Raw genomic sequence first — 15,544 nt, 5'->3', positions numbered from 1 at the left:
TTTCCCGCCGGCCGCTGGCGGCGGCGGTCCTCGGACGATCACAGAGGCGGACATGCGCAACGAACGATGGGTCTACCGATTCCTCTTCGCCTGGAACGACACGCTGTTCTTCGACCCGCTCGACGTCTCCTACGAGCCGAGGGCCGACCACTTCCTCGCCGGGCTCGACGAACGGCTGCGGGCGCGGTTCGTGCGCAGCGGCATCTGGTGGAGCCATCGGCACAACCCGGACCTGCCGGCGCAGGGCTGGAAGATCCACGTCTCGGCGAGCCAGGACACGGTGCGTGAGGTCGCCGCTTCCGTGATCGCCCATCTGACCGCCCACGAGATCGACTTCAAGATCGCCCTGGACCTCAACATCTTCGAGATGCTCAACTCCAAGGCCATGTCCCGGGGCAGCGGCGGCAAACTCGTCACCGTCTACCCGCGCGACGACGAGGAGTTCAGGACCTGTCTGGCCGACCTGGCCCGCGTCCTGGAGGGCGTCGAGGGCGCCTACGTCCTGTCCGACATGCGCTACCGGGACAGCAAGGCGCTCTACTTCCGCTACGGCCAGTTCCTCGACACGCACGCCGTCGACGTCCTCGGGCGCCGGGTGCCGCACATCCTGGGACCCGACGGGCCCGTGCCCGACGACCGGCAGCCCGGCTACGCCCAGCCGTGGTGGGTGCCGTGGCCGTTCACCGACTGGAAGCCGGCGGACGAGGACGAGGGGGACGGCCTGCTCGGCGGCCGCTTCCGGGTGACCGGGGCGATCCAGTTCTCCAACAGCGGCGGGGTGTACACGGCCGAGGACACCGCGGACGAGGACCGCAAGGTGGTCCTCAAGGAGGCCCGGCCGCACACCAACATCAACCCGCGCCAGGACCACGACGCCGTGGACATCCTCGCCCGCGAGTGGAGGTTCCTGGAACGGCTGGCCGGCGCCGGCTCGTATCCGAAGCCGATCGCCACGTTCCGGCACTGGGAGCACCACTACATAGCCGAGGAGTTCGTCGAGGGTTCCGACGTCCGCTCGGTGCTGCTCGAACGCAACCCGCTCGCACGGCCGGAGTTCGACATCGACCGGTCGCGGGAGTTCCTGCGGATCTTCATCGCCGTCTTCCGCGGACTGACCCGCGCGATCCGGGCCGCCCACGAGCGCCAGGTGATCCTCGGCGACTTCACCCCCGCGAACCTGCTGATCAACACCGACACCCACGAGGTGACCATCGTCGATCTGGAAGCGTGCCGGCTGGCCGGGGGCGGGGACGGCGGCGGGAGCGACGACGCGTCGCTGGAGAAGCCGGTCGAGCTGTTCACCCCGGGGTTCAGCCTCTCCCGCAGCCGCTTCGAGCTGAGCGGGCCCGAGGGCGACCTCTACGGCCTGGCGAACACCATGGCCTACTTCATCTTCCCGATCGCGGCGATGTCGTACGTACGCGAGGACGTCCTCGACGCGTACCGGATCTTCACCGACTCCCTGGGCTGGCCCGCGCGGATCCACGAGCTGCTCACCGAGCTGGCCGGGGCGCGGATCACCCTCACCGAGGTGCTCGAGGCCCTGGAGTCCGAAGCGGACCTGATCGCCCAGGTCGAGGCCGCGCCCGTGGAACCGGTCGTCGAGGAGCGGCTCGGGCTGGTGCAGGCCGAGGCCGGAGTGGCCGCGTTCGTCGAGGCCGTCGCCGACACCGACCGGGCGACGCTCTTCCCGGTGGATCCGTTCTCGCACGTCACCAACCCGCTGAGCCTGGGATTCGGAGCCGGCGGCGTCCTGTGGTCGCTGAACGCCTCCGGCATCCCGATCCGCCCGCAATGGCGGGGCTGGCTGAGCGACGAACTGGCCCGCATCGACGTGGCGGAGTACCCGGACGGACTCATGAGCGGCCTGGCCGGCATCGCCTGGGCGGCCGACTCGCTCGGGCTGCGGACCCAGGCCAGGGAGCTGCTGACCGTGGCCAACCGGCGGGCTCCGGAGACCGGCGACCACACCTTCTACTACGGCCTCGCCGGGCTGGGCATGACGAACCTGCACTTCTTCCTGCGCGGCGACGACCCGCGCGACCTCGCCGCCGCGCAGGAGTGCGCCCGTGTGCTGTGCGCCGCCGCGCAGCGCGACGGCAGGCAGGCCTACTGGCTGAACGAGTTCTCGTCCAAGGGGCCGTTGACCGGACTGGGCTTCGGTCAGGCCGGTGTGGCGCTGTTCCTGTTGCGGATGTACCAGGTCACCGGAGAGGAACGCTACGTGCGGCTGGGGCGGGACGCGCTCGCCTGGGAGATGGCCCATGCCAAGCCCCTGGACCCCGACGCCGCCGACAGCGTGATCATGTTCGAGCACGAAGGCACGATGGAGCCGTACGTCGAGGTGGGCTCCGCGGGCGTGGCGCAGGTGCTGCTGCGCTACGGCGACCTGGACAACGCACGGACCGTCCTGCGCGGGCTGGACGCCCGGCACTCGGTGCTGCCGGGCTACGCCTTCGGGATGAGCGGCGTCGCCGACGCGCTGCTGGACGCCGCCGAGTTCACCGGTGACCGCACGTACCGCGACACCGCGCTGCGCCAGCTCGATTTCGTCCGGAAAGTGTTCCTGTTCGAGCCCGCCGAGCGCTTCGCGGTGCCGCGCCGGGACGGGGTGACCCCGCTCGGCGTTCCCGGGGAGGGTCTGCTGCGCTGCTCCTGCGACTACCTGACGGGCTCGGCGGGCGTGCTGCGGGTGCTGCACCGCGTGAACGGCGGTGGCACGGCCGACTTCCTGCTGGACGAGGCCGCGCGGTGAACCAGTTGTGGCTCACCCTGAGGGGGCACCGGGCACGGTTCGTCGTGATCATGGGCGCCGAGGCGGCCATGGGCGGGCTCGAGGCCCTGCTGCACCCGCTCCTGCTCAAGGCCCTGTTCGACCAGGCGATCCTGGCCGCGGACTTCCGCAGGTTCCTCGTCCTCGGCTGCGGCTATCTCCTGCTGGGCCTGACCCTCAACCTCGCGGGGTACGGGATCTCCTCGTGGCGCAAGCGGTTCGAGAACGCGTTCACGCTGGTGCTGGAGACGGAGCTGCTGGCCCGCACGCTCGGCCTGGACGGCCGGAGGATAGCGGCGGCGGGCAACGCCTCGTACGTCAGCCGCATCCACAACGACGTGGCCGAGGGCGTACTGCCGGCCGTGGACGTCTGCATCCGCATCGCGCGGCAGGCGGTCGCCTCGCTGGTCTTCCTCGGGGTGCTGCTGTACCTGTCCTGGCAGGCCAGCCTCATCCTGCTGGTGATCGTGCCGCCGCTGGTGCTCGTGAGCAACCGGCTGGCCAAGCGCATCGAGGACAACACCGAGCCCGAACGCGAGGCGGAGGCGCGGTACATCAACGGGCTGACCCGGACCCTCGAGGCCTTCCACGCGCTCCGCGGCCTGCCGTCGCTGCTGCCGGGCACGCGCGCGGCGAACCAGGACGCGCTGCGCGGGTTCCTGGGCATCAAGTTCGTCAATTACCGGCTGTCGTTGAAGCAGAAGACCCTCAGCGACCTGGTCATGAACCTCTCGGACACCGCGTCCATGGTCGTCGGAGCGTTCTTCGTCTTCTCGGGCAGGATGTCGTTCGGCAGCTTCCTCGCCTTCGTGAACTCGCTGTGGCGGGCCGTCACCGGGATCTTCGACCTGGTCAACATGATTCCGCAGGCCCGCCGGAGCACCGCCGTCCTCAAGCGGATCCAGGCCCTGCGCGCCTCCGGACAGGCGCCCTACCACGAGGAAGGGGCCCTGGTCCTGGTCCGCGGCGCCCGGGTGCGGTACGGGGACGGCGACGGCGCCGAGGTGTCGATCGAGGACTTCGCGCTGGGCGTGGGCGAGCACGTCCTGCTGCGGGGTCCCAACGGCTGCGGCAAGAGCACCCTCCTGCACATCATCTCCGGAACCCTCGCCCCCGACGCCGGGGCGGTCACCCTGCCGCCCCGCGTGGCGAGCCTGACCGCCCCGGTGAACCTGCCCCCGCTGCCGGTGCGCGCACTGGTCTGCGACGGGAGGCTGCGCACGTCGATGGGCCTGGACGGGCTGGCCGACCAGTTGCCCTCGGAGCTGTCGTCCGGGCAGCGGCAGCGGGTGGGGATCGCCGCGCTCCTGTGCGAGGACGCGGACGTGTACCTCGCCGACGAACCCTTCTCGAACCTCGACGGGGACGGACGGGACCTGGTGCTGCGGACCCTGCGCGAGCGGACCGACGGCCGCGCCCTCCTGGTCGTGCACCACGGGGACGAGGACCTCGACGGCCGCTTCGACCGGGTGGTGACACTGGCGGCGGGCGCGCTCTCGCGAACGGGCCCGGCCTGACCGGCCGGGCACGCCCGGGCCGTCCCGTACGGATCCTGCCGACCCGCGCCGCCCGGCAGGATCGCAAGGGACCTTTCCTAAACCGGCACCGTGGCGCCGACGCCGGACCCGGTGACCAGTTCGCGGGCGGCGGAGGCGAATGCGGAGCGGTTGGGGTGACCGGTCTTCTGCAGGAGGCTCGCCACGTGCTTCTCGACGGTGCGCGGCGAGATGTGCAGGAGGCCGGCGATGTCCTTGTTGCCGATCCGCTCGGCGAGCAGCCGGGCCACCTCGAACTCGCGGACGGTGATGCCGTACCGGCGCAGGAACGGCGGCACCTGTTCGCTCCCCGTGCGCCGCTGCCGGACCGGGGCGCCCATCTGGCGGAGCAGGGCCCGGCAGGCGCCGGCGACCGCCTGGAGTCCGGCGCCGTGGAAGTGTTCCTCCGCCTCGCGCAGCCAGTCGGCCGGCGCGCCCCAGCCGTCCGCGTGCGCCGAGCGGGCGACCAGCCGCAGGCACAGGTGGCGTGCCATGGGGTAGGGCTCGGCCGCCTCCAGGGCCGCGCGCGCGGCGGCCGTGGCCTCGCCGGGACGGCCCTCGCGGCCCAGCAGCACGGCGTGGGCCAGCCCGACGAACGGGCGGTTCCAGCGGGTACCGCCGGCGCTCGCCCCGGCGACCTCGGCGTGGTGGCGCCGACCCATGCGCCCGGCCAGGACGCCGAGCAGCAGGATGACGCCGTGTCTGCCGAACTCGCCGGTCGCCGGGTTCTCCGCGTCATAGGCCAGCGCCTGCGCGAACTCCCGCTCGGCCCGGTCGTGCCGCTCCTCGAGCAGCGAACAGAAGGCCCGCGCCAGCCCGTACGCCATCGACCGCACGCCCGGCGCGTGGTCGACGAGCGGGTCCAGTGCCTCCAGTGCCTCCTGCATCTCGGCGCGCCGGCCCTGGTGGGCGCAGCGCACCGCTTCGGCCAGCCGCAGCTGCGACAGGACCTGCCCCAGCCCCAGCCGTTCCGCTTCGGCCGTGCCCGTACGGATCCGGTCGCGGGCGGCCCCGAAGGCGCAGCGCTGGATCTCGTCCAGGGCGAGGGCGAAGCCGGTCTCGTGCGCCAGCGGCAGGGCGCCCCTGCGCAGGGCCTCCTGCCGGGCCCGCTCGAGCGGCGCCGGCCGGCCGTCGCGCCGCGCCGCGATCCCGGCCAGGTGCACCTCGGCGGAGACCCGGAGCAGGGGGAGCCGGTGCTCGTGGGCGAGGGCGCAGGCCTGCGCGAGGCGGGCCAGCGCGGCCGGCTCGTCCCGGTCCCGGGCGAGCTGTCCGAGGACCAGCAGGGCTTCGCAGGCCACGGCCGGCTGATCGGCCCGCCGGGCCGCGTCCGCCGCCCGGCGGGCGAACCCGGCGGCGGTGGACAGCCGGTCGGGCGCGCACCGGCACAGCTCCACCTCGGCCGCGGCGAGGTCCACGAGGGCGGCGTGGGCCGGGTCCGGACGGTCCTCGAGCAGCCAGCGGGCGACGTCCAGGTGCCGGAGGGCTTCCGCGGGCCGGCCCCGCAGAGCGGCGATCCGGGCCAGTCGGGCGTGGAGTCCGGCCCGGCGCCCGGCGGGTACGGCGTGGTCGACGCCCAGCGCGTCCATGCCGGCGACCAGCGCGGGCAGCTGGTCGAACCGGGCCGAGCGGGCGACGGCGTCCAGCAGGTGCTCCAGGACCGTGGCGTGGAGTCCGGGGGCGGTGGCGGCGTCGACGAGGCCGTGCGCCCGCACGAGCAGCTCCACGGCCCGGGCCACCGCCCCGTCCGCCGCGCCGTCGGTCATCGCCCGCTGCGCCGCCTCGCAGTACAGGCGGATCGCCTCGTGCGTGTCCGCGGTGTGCCCGTGCAGCTCCGCGGCCTGTGCGCACCAGGGTCCGGGGAGCCCGGGGTGCAGGTCGGCCAGGGCGCGCACCGCCCGCCGGGCGTACCCGGCGCGCTCGCCCGGGCCGAGGTCGTCGAGGAGGGCCTGCGCGACCAGCCGGTACCGGAACGCGTACCACTGCGTGCTGGATGCGTCCGGCACGATCAGGCACGCGCCGGCCGCGGCACGCAGGATCGCGGACAGCTGCGCGCCATCGCAGCCCAGGGCGCGCTGGAGCACCGGCAGCGGGAACCGCTCGCCGAACAGGGCCGCCATGGCGAGGAGTTCCGCGCCGAGCGGGCCGAGCCCCCCGGCCCGGCGTCTGACGCTGTCCACGACCGCGGCGGGCACGGACGGGAGCCGGTCCTCGCCCGGGGCGTGGCCGGTGTCCTCCCCGGTGGCGTCGTGGACGAGCTCCTTGACCAGGAAGGGGATCCCGGCGCCAGAGGTCTGCGCGCGCCGCACGAGCTCGGGGTCGGCCTCGGCCGGGGTGGTCCCGAGCTCGTTCGCGACGAGCAGGTGCACGTCCGGGCGGCCGAGGGGGCGCAGGTCGAGGACCGTGGCGGCCCCGCGATGGCGGGCCCGCGCGGCCAGCTCGGCCGCCGCGCCGGGTTCGCCGCCGGCCACGAGCAGGAGCACGGCCGGCTGGTGGCCGATGTTGTCCAGGAGGTACTCGACGACGGCCAGTGTCCCCGCGTCGGCCTCGTGCAGGTCGTCGAGGACGAGCAGGCAGCCGCGCCGGCGGCCGGCGGCCGCGGTCAGCCGCAGGACCGTTTCGGCGACCATGAGGGGGGACACGGCGCCGGCCCGCGGTCCCCGGGTGCCGTTCAGCAGGTGGCCGAGGACCGGCCCGTAGCGCCCGAGTTCCTCCGGGTCCGGCAGCAGGCCGGCACGGGACAGCAGCAGCAGCGCTTCGACCAGCGGCCGGTACGGGACGACCGGTCCCATCGTGCCGGCCCGGCCCTGCGCCGTCACCATGTCCGCCAGAGCGGCGGCGGCGAGGGCCTCGGCGGCGAGCCGGGTCTTGCCGATGCCGGGCTCGCCGGTGACGAAGACCGCGGCGCCCCGCCCGGACCGGGCGGCGGCGAGGGCGGCCCGGACCTGCTCCATCTCGGCCTGCCTGCCGATGAGTTCCCCTCGCGCGAGGTGCCTGCCGTCGATGCCCGTGGTGGTGCGGTCGTACAGCTGTGTCATCTGCCTCTCCTGGTGCGCGGGGAAGCGGAGGTGCGGTCGCCTGGCGGAGCGAGCGGCGGCGAGGTCGTCGCCGGGGCCGACGATACGAAGGGGGGACCGCCGCCTGTAGCCGTCCGTTTGGGGGGCTTGCGGCGGGGCGCCTCAGCCCCCGTCGAGGCTGTCCTCGCGCACCCGCCGGGCCAGGTCGAGCTTGGTGTAGGTGGGGCGGCCCGCCTGCTGGTACTTGGCCTTGACCCGGTCCAGGTAGTCCTTGGCCGTGTGGATCGTGATGCCCGCACGCCGGGCGGCGGCCTTCAGGGTCATCCCGGAGGCGTAGTCCAGCAGGACCTGCCGTTCCCGGGGCGAGAGCCGGGGCCGGGCGGGACTGGTGTCGTGCGCGCAGGCGAAGGCGAGTTCGGCGGAGTGGGCGCTGCGGCCCGCCGCGATGTCCAGGACTGCGGCGACCAGCGTCGGCAGGTCGTTGTCCTTGGTCAGGTATCCGTCGGCGCCGGCCCGGAGCGCCTCGATGATCCGCGAGCGGTCCGGGACGGTGCTGATCATCAGGACGCGGCTGCCGGAACGCAGCAGCCGCCGGATGTTGTCGGCGGGGGCGGAGCCGTCCCGCAGCACGAGGTCGAGGAGGACGACGTCGGGCGGGACGTACCCCGACGGGCCCGGCCCGTAGGGGAGCTCCGCGACGGCCGTGCCGAGCAGCTCCCCGACCGTGGCCGCGGTGGCCACCAGCCGCAGCTCGGGGACCGCCCCCAGCCAGGCCCGCATGCCGTCGAGGAGCATCCGGTCGTCGTCCACCACCGCGACCGTGATCACCGGGGCCATCTCAGCTCCACCCGTACCCCCTCGCCGGGCGCGGTGTCCACGGTCGCCAGGCCGCCCACCTCGGCCATCCGGGCACGCACCGAACCGCGCAGCCCGAGACCGGGCACGGACCGCTCGGGGTCGAAGCCGGGCCCCCGGTCGACCACCGTGACGACGGCTCCCCCACGCCCGTCGGTGTCCCCGGTGGCGGTGAGCCAGGCGTGCCCGGTGCCCGCGTGCCGCCGTACGTTGTTCAGGGCCTCGCGCGCGGCGTCACCGAACGCGGCGGCGACCTCGGGCGGCACCTTCGGCAGGTCGTGGTACTGGGCGGTGACCTGCAGTTGCAGGCTCTCCACCGAGCCCACGGCCTCCTCCAGGGCCTCGCCGATCTCTCGGTGGTGCACCTCGTCGGTGGTCTGCTGGATCAGCCGGCGCAGGTAGGCGGCCTCCCGGGCGCAACGCTCCCGTACCCGGGGTGCGTTGGCGTCGATCCCGCCGGCCGCGAGGGTGGTCAGCGTGGCCAGGACGGTGTCGTGCAGGGCCCGGTGGTGTTCGAGCCGCTCGGCGTAGCGCGCCCGGTGCGCCTCGGCGGCCAGCGCACGGGCGTTGGCGTCGTCGAGGAGGCGTCCCTGGCGGCGCAGGTACCACCACATGACCCAGGCCATCACGGCCGAGGACAGCAGCGAGTTGACGTGGCCGCCGAGGACCGCGGGGCTCGCGCCCACCACCCGGTAGCCGATGAGGTGGGTCACCACCAGGAGCGCGACCGCCGCGAGGACGTGGAACCGTTCGAGGGCGATGGCCGCGGCGGCGCTCGCCGATCCGCCGAGCAGCATCGCCCAGCCGAGCAGGGCGGGTTCCCGCACCCCGCCCCAGGTACACAGGACGAACGGCAGCAGGCACCCGGTGACCAGGACGTCCGCCCACACGTGCCGCCGGTCGAACCAGCCCCGGCGCAGGGCCGAGCCGTAGCCCAGCACGCTCAGTCCCAGAGCGACGGCGAGTCCGGCGTACTGCAGGGAGACGTCCTGGCGGCGCTGGGCCACCGCGATGACGCCGACCGTCAGATGGCTCGCCCGGTAGAGCAGGGTGGTCAGGATCATGAACGACTGGGCGCGCTGCAGCCCCGACCCCACGCCCGTCGTCCTGCGCAGTGCCCGTAATCGTCGTATTGACAAGAACGCCACCGACACCACCACCCCGCCCGTGATCATCACTGATGGCACGCATTGTGCCCCAGCAGGTGCATGCCAAGAGCGGCATCCGGCCACGGTGTCCGCGGGGCCGGCAGGCTGCTCCGACGAGCCGTCGGCGGCCGGGTGACGTAGCGTGGTAGGCGCCTGCTCGGCTCGGTCGTGTGCGAACGCACCCTGGGAGAGGGCAGAGGCCATGGATGTCACAGTGGGAACGTTCAACCTCAACAACCTGTTCTCGCGCTTCAATTTCAAAGCCGAGATAGAGCAGACCCTGCCGTTCCGGAAGGACGGCCGGCTGACCTCCAGCTACGAGTTCAAGGACCCCAGTAAGTTTCGGATCCGCACGTACAAGGGACGGCTCGTCAAGGGCATCAGCGTCGAGGAGCAGGAGATGCTCGCCCGGCGGATCGCCCGGATGGACCTGGACGTGCTGGCCGTTCAGGAGGTCGAGGACATCGACACGCTGCGCTTCTTCGCCGCCCGGCGGCTGCGCAAGGCCTACCCGTACCTGTCGCTGATCGAGGGCAACGACCCCCGGCTGATCGACCTCGCGGTGCTCTCCAAGTTCCCGATGGGAGCGGTCACCTCCTGGCAGCACGCGCCCCATCCCGAGCTGCCGGGCGAGCGCGTGTTCAGCCGCGACCTGCTGGAAGTGGAAATCCTGGATCCGCGCGACCCGGACCGGCACCTGCTGACGGTCTTCAACAACCACCTCAAGAGCCAGTTCGTCGACCACACGAAGGATCCCGTGCAGGGCAAGATCGACAACGACCACCTGCGGACCCTGCAGGCCGAGGCCATCGCCCGGATCGTCGCCGCCCGCACCCGGCCCGACGGGCGGTTCGTCCTGCTGGGCGACATGAACGACACCCCGCAGGCGCCCACGCTCGCCGCCCTGGCCGCGCCGACCGCGCAGCTGACGCTCGAGGAGGCCCTCGCGCACCCCGTGGAGACCCGTCCGCCCAAGCCCGATGATCCGCCCCCGCCGTCTTCCGGGTCCTGGACCCACCGGTTCAAGGAGCCGGGGCAGGATGCGAAGTACGAGCTCTTCGATCAGATCTGGCTCAGCCGCAGCCTGGTGTCACGGCACAAGAGTTCGCACATCGACCGGCGCACCCGGCACGCCGGCGACGGATCGGACCACGACCCTGCCTGGGTGGTCCTCGACTTCTGACCCCCGGCTGCCGGCGGCAGGTCGGCTGCCGCCGCCCCGGCGCAGCCGTGGAACGCACCGCACCCCGCCCCGGACGACCGGGGCGGGGTGCGCGCGTGTCAGACCGCGGGGATCAGGCGACCGGGACCGGGAAGGTCGGGTACTCCACCCCGGAAACGTGCTGGACGACGCGGATGACCTGGCAGGAGTAGCCGAACTCGTTGTCGTACCAGAGGTAGAGGATGGCGTTGTCGCCGTCGACCTTGGTGGCGCCCGCGTCGACGATCGAGGCGTGGCGCGAGCCGACGAAGTCCATGGAGACGGCGTCGGGGGCCGTGGTGAAGTCGATCTGGCGCTTCAGCGGCGAGTGCAGCGAGACGTCTCGGAGGTAGTCCAGGACCTCCTCGCGCGTGGTCTCGCGGCCCAGGCGCAGGCTCAGGATGGCGATCGAGACGTCCGGGACGGGGACGCGGATCGAGCTGCCGGTGATCGGCGCCTTGAGGTCGGGAAGCGCCTTGGCGACGGCCGAGGCGGCACCGGTCTCGGTGATGACCATGTTGAGCGGCGCGGAACGGCCGCGACGGTCGGCCTTGTGGTAGTTGTCCAGCAGGTTCTGGTCGTTCGTGAACGAGTGGACGGTCTCCACGTGGCCGCGCAGCACGCCGTACTCGTCGTCCATGGCCTTCAGCGGCGGGACGATCGCGTTCGTGGTGCAGGAGGCGCAGGACAGGATCTGCTCGTCGGGCTTGATCGTGTCGTGGTTGACGCCGTGGACGATGTTCGGGACGTCGCCCTTGCCCGGGGCGGTCAGGACGACCTTGTCGATCCCGGGGCGCAGGTGCTTGGAGAGGCCCTCGCGGTCGCGCCACTTGCCCGTGTTGTCGATGAGGATGGCGTCCTGGATGCCGTACGCCGTGTAGTCGACCTCGGACGGGTCGTTCGCGTAGATCACCCGGATCGCGTTGCCGTTGGCGATGATCGTGCTGTTCGCCTCGTCCACGGTGATCGTGCCCTGGAACTGGCCGTGGATCGAGTCGCGGCGCAGCAGCGAGGCGCGCTTGACGATGTCCTGGTCGCCGCCCTGGCGGACGACGATGGCGCGCAGCCGCAGGCCGTTGCCCGAGCCGGCCTTCTCGATCAGCAGGCGGGCGACGAGGCGGCCGATGCGGCCGAAGCCGTACAGGACGACGTCGCGGCCGGCGCCGCGCTCGAGCTTGTTCTCACCCGTGGCGCCGATGACCGCGTCGGCGGTGAACTCGGCGACCGAGAGACCGCGGTCGTCGGTCTTGTACGTCGCGGCCAGCATGCCGATGTCGATCTGGGAGGGACCGAGATCGAGGGCGGCGAGGGCCTGGAGGAACGGCATCGTCTCGGTGACCGACAGCTCCTCGCCGTCGATCTGACGGGCGAAGCGGTGGGTCTTGAGGATGCTCACCACCGATTTGTTCACCAAGGAGCGGCTGTGGAGCAGAACGGTGACGTCCCGCTCCCGGTGCAGCTTCCCGATGATCGGGATCATCGACTCCGCGATCTCCTCGCGGTTCTTCCAGTTGGTGAACGAGTCATCATTGACAGTCACAGGTTTATCTTTCGAGCTAGGCGGCGCTCATATGCTAACCCGTCCCCCGTTTGGCCCATCAAGCGGGGGAGGCCGAACGCCTCGGCCGGCGGTTCGCAGGAGGGCTGCCGGCCGGCCGGGTCGGGCGTCAGGGTGCTGATGATCAGCTCGCCGACCCCGTGGGTCCCGGCCAGTGGCCAGCGGTGGCGGGGGTGGTCTCGTACGGTCTGCCGGGCGGTCCCCCTCCTCGGCCACGCCGGTGCACGTCATGGCGAGCCGCGAAGGGGAGCTGCCGGGCACCGCCGAGGCACTGCCGATTCAGGTACGGGCACCCAGCACCGCCACGGCGTCGACCATCCGGTCCCAGAACAGCTCGGTCTCCAGGGTCACCGCGACCTGCGCGTTGACCGGGAGCGGCAGGGAGCGGTGCAGGTCGACCACCGTGGCGCCCCGCGTGTACTGGCCCCGCAGCTCCACGACGACGCCCGCCGGTACGCAGTGCACGAGTCCGGGCTCGATGACGCGGGCCACCGCGACGGGGTCGTGCAGCGGCGGACTGGGAAAGCCCCACAGTCGGCGGTAGGTGGAGCCGAAGAACGACAGCAGCTCCGCGCACGTGCGGCCGAGCTCGGTGCCGAGCCCCTCGAAGCGGGCCAGCACCTCGGGGGTGGCGAGCGCCTGGTGGGTCACGTTGAGGCCGCACATGGTGAGCGGCACGCCGCTGCGGAAGACGATGTCGGCGGCCTCCGGATCGGCCTGGATGTTGAACTCGGCGGCCGGCGTGCGGTTGCCGCGGTCGGTGGAGCCGCCCATCAGGACGATCTCGCGGATGTACGCGACGTCGTCGGGGTAGCGGGTCAGCAGCAGGGCGATGTTGGTCAGGGGCGCCGTCGGCACGAGCGTGACGGGCTGCGGGTGCGTGGTGAGGATCCGGTGGATGAGGTCCACGGCGTGCCCGGGGACCACGCCCACGGTGGGCTCGGGGAACCGGGGCCCGTCCAGGCCCGACTCCCCGTGCACGTCGTCCGCCACCCCCAGCGGCTGGACCAGCGGGCGGTCGCAGCCGGCCGCGATGGGCACGCCCGTGATGCCGGCGACCGTGCAGACGCGGCGCGCGTTCAGGGTGGTCTTGGCGAGCGTCTGGTTGCCGGCGACCGTGGTGATGGCGAGCAGGTCGACCGCGGGGTCACCCGCCGCCAGCATGATCGCCAGGGCGTCGTCGTGGCCGGGATCGCAGTCGATGATGATCGGAACGGGCACGCTCACTCCTCGGGCATCCTGGGCATCCGGGGCACCTTCCGTACCAAGTCTGCCTCTTCGCGGCCCTGCTCACGCCCGCGCCCGTGCCCGTGCCGGTGCTCGTTCCTGTGCTCGTTCGCACGCGGAGGAGCCGTCCGCGGACGGTGTATTCCGGCCGTTGGACGGGCACGCCCGCACGCCGCGGCGCCCGGCGTCAGCGATGCGTATGGACCCGGCGGGGCACCGTCAACATCCCGTCAGGGAGTGGCCGCGGGCCGGTGGTTGCGGGGATAGCTTCGAGTGCGCGCGCTCCGGACCGCCTTACCGCGGCCGGGGCGTCATCTGCCACTCGTGGTTCCTCAGGGAGGGCCCCATGTGCTTGTTCCCCTACGACGACGATCCCGAGCCCGAAGAACGGACCCCGGCCGGGCCCCTGTACGTGCCGGCCCGGCCGGGAGGAGCGCACGTCACGGTGCGGCTGTTCCGCACCCCCCTGGGCGCTCGCACCGCCGTCGGCTTCACCAGCCCGGACCGGCTGGCCGCCGCGCTCGGCGCCGCCCAGCCCTGGATCCGGCTCTCCGCGTCCGCGCTCCGCGCGCTGGCCGAACCCCTCGGGGCCTGCCTGCTGACCGTCGATCCGGCCCTCACCGCCCCCGCCGTCACCCCGGCCACGGCCACGGACCCGGTCACCCCTCCCCCGCCCCGCGCGGCCGCGGCTACGGGCGCAGGCACGGCCCGGGCCGTCCGGCCGGAGGGCGCGTCATGACCACGCCCCTGCTCTCCGGGATCCGGGCCGGAGCCGACGACCTGTCGGTCTGGCCGGCCTCCGCGACACGGCTCCCCCACGGCGGCCTGGCGGTGGGCGGGGTGTCCCTCGCCGAGGTCGCCGAACGGTTCGACACCCCGGTCTACCTCCTGGACGAGGGCGAGGTGCGCGAGCGCGCCCGGACCTACCGGGACGCGTTCCCCGGGACCGAGGTGCTCTACGCCGCGAAGGCCTTCCTCTGCCGCGCGATGGTGCGCTGGGTGCGGGAGGAGGGACTGGGCCTGGACGTGTGCTCCGCCGGAGAGCTGGAGCTCGCCGTCACCGCCGGCTTCCCGCCCGAGCGCATCGTGCTGCACGGCAACGCCAAATCGCCCCGCGACCTGGCGGCGGCGCTGCGGCTCGGCGTGGGGCGGATCGTCATCGACGGTCCGTCGGAGATAGCCCGGATCGCCGCCGCCGTCGGCCCCGGGAGCCGCCAGAAGGTCATGGTGCGGGTGGTGCCGGGCGTCTGCGCCGGCGGCCACGACAAGATCCGCACCGGTACGGACGACCAGAAGTTCGGCCTGTCACTCACCGACGGGGGCGCGCAGCACGCCATCGCCCGCGTCCTGGGCCAGCCCCGGCTCGAACTGACCGGCCTGCACTGCCACATCGGTTCCCAGATCACCGGTGTGAAGCCGTACCTGGTGGCCGTGCGCCGCATGGTGGGGCTGATGGCCCGGGTCCGGGACGCGCACGGCCTGGTCCTGCCCGAGCTGGACATGGGCGGCGGCCACGGCATCGCCTACCGGCCCGGCGAACCCGCCCTCGACCTCGCCGAACTCGCCCGGCGGATGCGCGCCGAACTCTCCGGAGGCTGCGCCGCGGCCGGGCTGGCCGTGCCCCGGCTCCTCATCGAGCCCGGGCGGGCCGTGGTGGGTCCGGCCGGAGTGGCCCTCTACCGGGTGCTGTCCGTCAAGCTCACCGGCGAGAAGGTGTTCGTCGCCGTGGACGGCGGCATGAGCGACAACCCGCGCCCCGCCCTGTACGGGGTGCGCTACGCCCCGCGCCTGGTCGGCCGCACCTCGGCCGCCGGCACCCGTCCGGCCACGGTCGTCGGCCGGCACTGCGAGGCCGGTGACGTGCTGGCGGCCGACGTGGAGCTGCCGGGCGACGTCCGTCCCGGTGACCTGCTCGCCGTACCGGTGGCCGGCGCCTACCAGCTGTCCATGGCCTCGGGCTACAACCTCGTCGGCCGGCCCGCGGTCGTCGCGGTCCACGGGGGATCGGCCCGGGTCCTCGTACGCCGCGAGACGCTGGAGGACTTCCGCAACCGGGACGTCGGCACCTAGGGGGTGTCTGACGGAGGTCCGTGGTGAAGGAGCGGTGTCCGGTGCGTGCTCTCGGCGTGCCGGCCGGATGCCCTCGTACTGGACGTACTTGGGCTTTCGGCCGGTGCGGCGAGAGTGCGTGCCGGGCACCGCGACGCCGCGGACCTCCGTCAGACACCCCCTA

Annotated in this window: 10 protein-coding genes; 5 read left to right on the top strand and 5 right to left on the bottom strand. The window is 73.0% G+C overall.

The features are described 5' to 3' along the window. The first annotated feature begins 52 nt into the window (after positions 1-52). Positions 53-2,755 (top strand): class III lanthionine synthetase LanKC, encoded by a 2,703-nt coding sequence (gene lanKC, locus AB0D44_RS09640; RefSeq protein WP_362586984.1) that lies wholly within the window; start codon positions 53-55, stop codon positions 2,753-2,755. After that, on the top strand, positions 2,752-4,290 hold the full coding sequence (locus tag AB0D44_RS09635) for an ABC transporter ATP-binding protein (RefSeq protein ID WP_362586982.1): 1,539 nt from the start codon (positions 2,752-2,754) through the stop codon (positions 4,288-4,290). Before lanKC ends, AB0D44_RS09635 begins: the two co-directional genes overlap by 4 nt. Positions 4,291-4,367: 77 nt before the next feature. Here AB0D44_RS09635 and AB0D44_RS09630 read toward each other — a convergent pair whose 3' ends face one another. The 3 genes from AB0D44_RS09630 to AB0D44_RS09620 form a co-directional block, all read right to left on the bottom strand. Further along, positions 4,368-7,343 (bottom strand): AAA family ATPase, encoded by a 2,976-nt coding sequence (locus AB0D44_RS09630; protein WP_362586979.1) that lies wholly within the window; start codon positions 7,341-7,343, stop codon positions 4,368-4,370. Positions 7,344-7,484: 141 nt separating this feature from the next. Further along, positions 7,485-8,159 carry a response regulator transcription factor gene (locus tag AB0D44_RS09625; protein ID WP_362586976.1) on the bottom strand — a complete coding sequence of 225 codons (675 nt, stop codon included), beginning with the start codon at positions 8,157-8,159 and terminating at the stop codon, positions 7,485-7,487. Further along, a complete protein-coding gene (locus tag AB0D44_RS09620) occupies positions 8,147-9,274 on the bottom strand; it encodes an ATP-binding protein (RefSeq protein ID WP_362586973.1) in 1,128 nt (375 codons plus the stop codon). The genes AB0D44_RS09625 and AB0D44_RS09620 overlap by 13 nt, the downstream gene beginning before the upstream one ends. Before the next feature lie 253 nt (positions 9,275-9,527). On the opposite strand from AB0D44_RS09620, the gene AB0D44_RS09615 reads away from it, so the two are divergent. Next, positions 9,528-10,508 carry an endonuclease/exonuclease/phosphatase family protein gene (locus tag AB0D44_RS09615; protein WP_362586970.1) on the top strand — a complete coding sequence of 327 codons (981 nt, stop codon included), beginning with the start codon at positions 9,528-9,530 and terminating at the stop codon, positions 10,506-10,508. Positions 10,509-10,620: 112 nt separating this feature from the next. Here the strand turns inward: AB0D44_RS09615 and AB0D44_RS09610 are convergent, their stop codons facing one another. Then, positions 10,621-12,066, bottom strand: coding sequence for a glyceraldehyde-3-phosphate dehydrogenase (locus AB0D44_RS09610; RefSeq protein WP_362586968.1), 1,446 nt, complete (start codon positions 12,064-12,066; stop codon positions 10,621-10,623). A gap of 297 nt (positions 12,067-12,363) precedes the next feature. Further along, on the bottom strand, positions 12,364-13,305 hold the full coding sequence (locus AB0D44_RS09605; RefSeq protein WP_362586965.1) for a nucleoside hydrolase: 942 nt from the start codon (positions 13,303-13,305) through the stop codon (positions 12,364-12,366). Positions 13,306-13,657: 352 nt separating this feature from the next. Here AB0D44_RS09605 and AB0D44_RS09600 point away from each other — a divergent pair, with 352 nt between their 5' ends. Further along, entirely contained in the window at positions 13,658-14,050 is a 393-nt protein-coding gene (locus tag AB0D44_RS09600) for an SAV_915 family protein (protein WP_362586963.1), read from the top strand. Beyond that, positions 14,047-15,381 (top strand): diaminopimelate decarboxylase, encoded by a 1,335-nt coding sequence (gene lysA / locus AB0D44_RS09595; protein WP_362586960.1) that lies wholly within the window; start codon positions 14,047-14,049, stop codon positions 15,379-15,381. The genes AB0D44_RS09600 and lysA overlap by 4 nt, the downstream gene beginning before the upstream one ends. Positions 15,382-15,544 lie beyond the last annotated feature (163 nt).

This window comes from Streptomyces sp. NPDC048349, assembly GCF_040651925.1.
GTDB lineage: Bacteria > Actinomycetota > Actinomycetes > Streptomycetales > Streptomycetaceae > Streptomyces.
The sequence above is the reverse complement of the archived record's forward strand: the minus strand, read 5'-3'. Positions and strand labels throughout refer to the sequence as shown.